This window comes from Nostoc sp. MG11 (assembly GCF_014904695.1).
Classification (GTDB): domain Bacteria; phylum Cyanobacteriota; class Cyanobacteriia; order Cyanobacteriales; family Nostocaceae; genus Komarekiella.
In genome coordinates, this window is the sequence record NZ_JACXXN010000110.1 from 1 (window position 1) to 5,671 (window position 5,671).

At 44.8% G+C, this 5,671-nt stretch carries 8 protein-coding genes; 6 read left to right on the plus strand and 2 right to left on the minus strand.

Annotated features, from left to right (window positions below; translation table 11 throughout):
• The 6 genes from HCR01_RS36625 to HCR01_RS40640 form a co-directional block, all read left to right on the plus strand.
• On the plus strand, positions 1-638 hold a 638-nt coding region (locus HCR01_RS36625; protein ID WP_264299995.1), incomplete at its 5' end, for a replicative DNA helicase.
• 112 nt (positions 639-750) lie between these two features.
• On the plus strand, positions 751-2,217 hold the full coding sequence (locus HCR01_RS36630; protein WP_193200803.1) for a DNA cytosine methyltransferase: 1,467 nt from the start codon (positions 751-753) through the stop codon (positions 2,215-2,217).
• Positions 2,214-2,675 (plus strand): DUF1392 family protein, encoded by a 462-nt coding sequence (locus HCR01_RS36635; RefSeq protein WP_193200804.1) that lies wholly within the window; start codon positions 2,214-2,216, stop codon positions 2,673-2,675. The genes HCR01_RS36630 and HCR01_RS36635 overlap by 4 nt, the downstream gene beginning before the upstream one ends.
• A 99-nt stretch (positions 2,676-2,774) precedes the next feature.
• Complete coding sequence (locus HCR01_RS36640; RefSeq protein WP_193200805.1) at positions 2,775-3,065, plus strand: DUF488 family protein; 291 nt, start codon at positions 2,775-2,777, stop codon at positions 3,063-3,065.
• A gap of 53 nt (positions 3,066-3,118) precedes the next feature.
• Positions 3,119-3,382: a hypothetical protein gene (locus HCR01_RS36645; protein WP_193200806.1), complete on the plus strand. Its 264-nt coding sequence runs from the start codon at positions 3,119-3,121 to the stop codon at positions 3,380-3,382.
• Between the two features lie 403 nt (positions 3,383-3,785).
• Positions 3,786-4,892, plus strand: coding sequence for an SBBP repeat-containing protein (locus tag HCR01_RS40640; RefSeq protein WP_193200807.1), 1,107 nt, complete (start codon positions 3,786-3,788; stop codon positions 4,890-4,892).
• Positions 4,893-4,979: 87 nt separating this feature from the next.
• Here the strand turns inward: HCR01_RS40640 and HCR01_RS36655 are convergent, their stop codons facing one another.
• A complete protein-coding gene (locus HCR01_RS36655) occupies positions 4,980-5,336 on the minus strand; it encodes a DUF4347 domain-containing protein (protein ID WP_193200808.1) in 357 nt (118 codons plus the stop codon).
• A gap of 157 nt (positions 5,337-5,493) precedes the next feature.
• Positions 5,494-5,671 (minus strand): CopG family transcriptional regulator (locus tag HCR01_RS36660; RefSeq protein ID WP_193200809.1); only part of this gene is annotated, 178 nt, incomplete at its 5' end.

Consider the following 5,671-nt stretch of genomic DNA (forward strand, 5'->3'; position numbering starts at 1 on the left):
AACTTGGGCTACCAGTCCTTTATGTAACCCCAGAAATGGACAAAACTCAAGTTAATGCCCGAATCCTTGCTCGAATCACAGGCGTAGATGCTGCCGCCATTCAAACTAATGCTCAACACCATTGGCAACAAATAGCACAGGGTGTAGGAGTGATGGCAGAAATGCCTTGGAAGATTTACGAGCATTCTTCTCCTACTCCAACGATGATTGCCTCTGCCGTTCGCCGTGCTATTGCTGAATTCGGTGGCTCTATTGGTGCTGTGTTTGTTGATTATTTGCAGCAGATTCCTCTGGAGTCTGGCGGTAACATGGCTTTTGAAGTTGGTAAAATTACTCGTCAGATTCGTGACATTGCCAAGGCTCACAAAATCCCCGTTTTCTTAGGCTGTCAAATCAATCGTGGGAATCAACACTCCGCCGATAAACGCCCCAACCGTCATTTACTCCGCAACTCTGGCGAAATCTTCGAGGTTTGTGACCAGTTAATTATGCTGTACCGCAACTCTGTCTACACCAACGACAGCAGCGATCGCACTATGGAGTTGATTGTTGAGAAAAACCGCCTTTACGGCAAATTGGGTACTGCAACTATGTTGTGCGACTTATCTACTTCTCGATTTTTGAATATGGCGAGGTGATCCTGATGAAATATTGGCGGATTGAAAACAAGCGAGAGATTACACCGATTCCTTATATTGGGCAATTGGGGATTTTTGAAGTACCAGACGATTTGGTCATGGAGGCGAGCGCATGACTAAAACAGGCCTCCATAATACGCTACCTCCAAAGCTCAAATCAGTAATAGTTGAGTTATTTGCAACACCCAAAAAATTCTTAGAGGACGACCTTAAAAACTCACAACTTCATAGCCAAGGATGCCTCTATCCGTATCTCGAAAAGAAAAAGCTACTTGATGGTTCAATAGTTTTTTACCCACGAGTTATATGTGAGCGTGACCCAAACAACCCGACTCATTACCGATGGGGATATAACTGGGAAGAACGAGTTGATGGAGTATGGAAAGGGCGAAGTATAGGCTCAATTCCCCCTGGCGCTGTCCCAATGATTCGGACACTGCAACAAGACGGGGCAACCAGGGAAGATATTACCACCTTTATCAAAAAAGCGAAAACCAAAAAGCCATCACCAAAATTAGATGTCTGCAAAAATTTTGATAAGACAAAATTAAAACCAGTTCTTCCAGATGATGCCCCGATCGCCATAGTACTTTTCGCGGGTGGCGGCGGGATAGAAGCGGGGATGGTGCAAGCCGGGATTCGTCCAATTATCGCGGTGGAATGTGATCCGACTAAACCAGAACTGAGTCGGGCGATTGCCTCCTCCCATGACCACAACTTCAGCGAGTACAGCTGTAGAGTAATCCGACAAACAGTGCAAGAAGTAGCGCAGTCAGGATTCATAGGTTTTCCACGAAGACCCGATTATCTCCATGCCTCCCCAATGTGTTCTAACTTCTCTGCTGCCCACACTGCTAAAGCGGGTAAGGGCGGTGAAAACAGTGATGATCTGACCGGAGCGATCGCTGTTGCAGAAACTATCCGACAGTTACAGCCACAGGTGTTCACACTGGAAAATGTACCACGCTATCAGAACAGTCAGAGTTTCAGTATTATTCTGTCAGCTTTGGAGCAAGAGGGATATCTGGTTGATTACAGCGTAGTCAACATGGCTGACTTTGGACTACCCCAGGCGCGGCGGCGGTTAGTTCTGATTGCGAGTAAGGGTTCTCAGGTTGGACTACCAAGGGAGAGTGAATCTTGTGGTTGGTATGAGGCGATCACCCATCTCATTCCCATGATGACCGATTCTCAACTACTCCCCAAACAACAGCAAGCGGTAGAACAATTTTTGGCGACGGGCGTACCCACACCATTGCTACTAGAGAGAGTTGGAGGGCGCAACGGACTGAAGTACAAGCCTGGGCATTTACCTTGCAACACCATTCTGCGATCGCATTTCACAGACCACAAAGAGTGCAACCGCAATAAGTTCGCTGACATCTGGTTGCCAGACGGTACTGTTAAATCCCTATCAATTCAAGGGGCAGCGAAGTTACAGGGTTTTCCCGATTGGTACGAATTTCCCCAAGAGGCGGCCACGGCGGGGTCAATTATCGGCTATTCTGTCCCACCTAGTTTTGCTGCCCAGTTATTCATGTCCACACAAAGCATGTTGAAAGGAGCAAAAGCATTATGACTAACCTTGTTCACACATTAGAAGAGTGCTGGTATTTTTCGCCCCCTTGGGGTAAAGATATTCCACCGTTAGCTGTCAATTTGCTGGAAAGAGTCTATGTCACCACCACCAAATCATTCGGCTACTGCTGCGGTGTTGAATGGTTGCAGGATGATTGGAGCTATGCGATCGCACTTAATAATGAAGTGATTTATACATCAGCATTACAACTTCGTGGCACAGGAAAACTACAAACAGACATAGACAAGCCCGTATTCACATTAGGTCAAAGAGTAGTGTTTCGCTGTAATCAAGATGTCAGCAAACTTCGTATTGTCCAAGGCATACACAAGGTAGACGACTTTTGGACTTACACCGTGGAGTGGGCATCTCCATCGCTGATCGAATGCGATGGCAAGCTGATTACATCAGGCGATCGTAGGGCTTGGGTTACAGATACCGACTTAGTGAGGGTGTAGTATGGCATCTATACGTCGTACTACGCTGGTACTATTAAGGGTGAGGCTGTTTCCATCTCGCTTTATCCGCCTTCATGTTTCCAGGGCAAGCATCTACCTTTGTTTGCTCCTACTCCTGAACTGCTCAAATGGTGGAAATCATCAGTAAAAGATGCTTCGGCGCAGCAGGAGTACAAGCGCCAGTTCCGCGAGATTTTGCAGAGTCGGCAACAGATGATTGAGCTTTGGGTACGCAAACAGCAGCAATCGAGCGCAGATATTACCCTGTGCTGCTTTGAGAAAACTGGCGACTTCTGCCATCGGCATCAGGTGGGCGAAGAAGTAGTACAGACGTATCTACCAGAACAGTGGGGTGGGGAAATAAACAATTCGCAGTTCGCAATGGGCTAACGCCCCGCTCCGAAGATCGCAATTCGCAATTGTTTTTAACTGCGAATTGCGAATTGTCAATTGCGAATTGCAAGTATCCGCCCAAAGTTTTGAATCTGATTGAGAAATGCCACGAGTCGGGTTATCCAGTAAGATGCGATCGCTTACCTTGTGGGTATTATCAGGTATCGTTAGGGTATGAGGAATTGGGCGAGTGGTCGGAGTTGGGATTGCTTGGGGTGCTGTCGGGACTGCGGCATGAGTTTTACTGCGAGCGGCTGCTAACAACGCTTACCAATACTGCAAGTGCCAAGGTTACAATTCCACAGCCTGTCTAGAAAAAGCTATTCTCGCCTGCAATAATACTGTAAACAACGTAAAAATGCGCTTTTCAGGAGCAAAGAAACAAAAGTTAGGGACGAGCAAGCAACAAAGCCGCAAAATTGACGCGAACACCCTGAAAAACTAAAAGCATATCGAGCCAGAAAGGGCTTCTAATTCATCCAAAGCGGGTGGTTGATCGTCCGAGGCAAGCAAGCCCTTCGTCAATCAATCTTTCTCTATCAGAATACTTGCCTTTAATTAAGTAATTAAATATACATCTTTCTCCAAGGTTTTATCAGCAACAGCTTCAAGGAATCTTGATAAAGCAATTACACTACGTCAAGCAAATAGCTGTATTGTAAAACTAGGCTTTCCTAAAAGTTCTAACAAAACATAATTTCAGCGTACCGAAAAGATGTGAAGCTAAAAACTCAGACAAATAGTAATGGTGAAGAGATTGTTGTTCAATGGAAGTATCAAGTGCCTTTTTCAGATGCTAATGTATCAAAAGGTATCGCAGTAGACAGCCAGGGTTTTTTCTATATTACGGGTTATACATGGAGCCAATTAGACAACAATGTCAGAGGTGTAAATGCCTGGGTTGCCAAATATAACCCGCAGGGGCAGTTGTGCTGGCAGCATCAATTGGGCTTCACAAGGTATGACGTATTCAATGACATCGCCGTAGATAGCCTTGGTTATGTCTATGTTACAGGTGGAATATTTGGTCAATTAGCTAGTAGTAATGCGCGCGGTATTGATGTTTGGTTAGCCAAATGTGACCCACAAGGACAGCTATGCTCTCTACACTGGCATCAGCAATTAGTTCCTCAAGGAGCGGACGCATTCAATGGGATCGCAGTAGACATGCAAGGTTATGTGTACATTGGTTATATTGCTAGCCAATTAGCCAGCAGCGGTGAAGTTAGCCGTTTAGCTTGGGTTACTAAATATGATCCTCAAGGGCAGTTGTGCTGGCAGCATCAGCTAAAATCTTCTTGGACTGATGTAGCCGAAGGCATTGCCGTAGATAGCTTTGGTTATGTCTATATTACCGGATACACCTCTGACCAAGTAGTCGGCAGCAGTGAGAGCAACCGTAATGCCTGGATTGCTAAATATGACCCACACGGACAGTTGTGCTGGCAGCATCAACTACCTTCTTCAGAGGTGAGTGTATCCAAAAGTATTGCTGTAGACAGCCTGGGTTATATCTGTATTACCGGATACACATACAGCCAATTAGACAGCAGTGAGGTAAGGCGTCATGCTTGGCTCGCCAAATATGATCAACGCGGGCAGTTGTGCTGGTTACAAAAACTGGATTTTTCAAGCTATGACGTATGCAATGATATAGCTGTAGACAACCAGGGTGATATTTATATTACGGGTGGAACCTTTAGTCAACTAAACAGCAATAGTGCAAGAGATGGTAACACCTGGGTTGCTAAGTTGGTATTTAAAAGCACATGTCCAAATGGCACGCTTGAAAAACTGGGGAGGCTGGGGGAGATGAATAAATAAGTGTATTCTAGGTTATTAAAGTAGTAATAGTTTTCAGTAATTATTCTTCACTCTCCCAGCACTAAGAGTTCCCCTTACTCTGTTTTCTCACGAATCTACCGTCGAGTAGTAGGTTGGCAACGGGATGGTGAGCAAATGTAACGAGCTAGGAGTTTGATCACAGAAAATGTGAATCGCTGTAATCTGGCGGCGTTGTTTTAGGAGCTTAGTAATTTGATTGACTTTATCAGTCGTATCATTCAGGATAACAACCTCAGCATCAGGGATTGTTTTTTGGGCAAGAGCTTGGCAATTCTTAACTGCCGAATCGATAAAAACGATCTCCTGACTATGGTTGTAATTTAATAGTTTATGAGTATTATTGAATACATTACTATCATTGCAACTTTTCAGTGCTTTAATCAGAGCCGTCAAAGCACTTAAGTCTAAAATATCAATACTCATCAGCTAAAGCGCTACTTTCACAATTACACATCCAACCTTATAGCTAATAACTTGATATTATTTAGCCATTGTTGAGCTTTTTTTCTGACCATAAGTTTTCAACTCAAGTGAACAAGCAACTCTCGGCAGCAGTCGATTGACCGATGTTGATCTGCTCTCAAGCTGCAACATTTGTATTTTTCCCTTGGTTGGAATTCACTTTCACAGATACTTCTGACTCTACTTCCAGAGAGCGGAGTAATTCCCTAACTACATCGGTCGCTGGTCTTCCGGTCATTGCACAGTAGTTCTCAAGTCTCTTCTTCTCCTCTAGGGCGAGATTTACTGTAATTCTT

Coding starts and splice junctions, on each gene's coding strand:
- HCR01_RS36630 (WP_193200803.1), top strand. CDS start 751: ATGACTAAAACAGGCCTCCATAATACGCTACCTCCAAAGCTCAAATCA.
- HCR01_RS36655 (WP_193200808.1), bottom strand. CDS start 5,336: ATGAGTATTGATATTTTAGACTTAAGTGCTTTGACGGCTCTGATTAAA.
- HCR01_RS36635 (WP_193200804.1), top strand. CDS start 2,214: ATGACTAACCTTGTTCACACATTAGAAGAGTGCTGGTATTTTTCGCCC.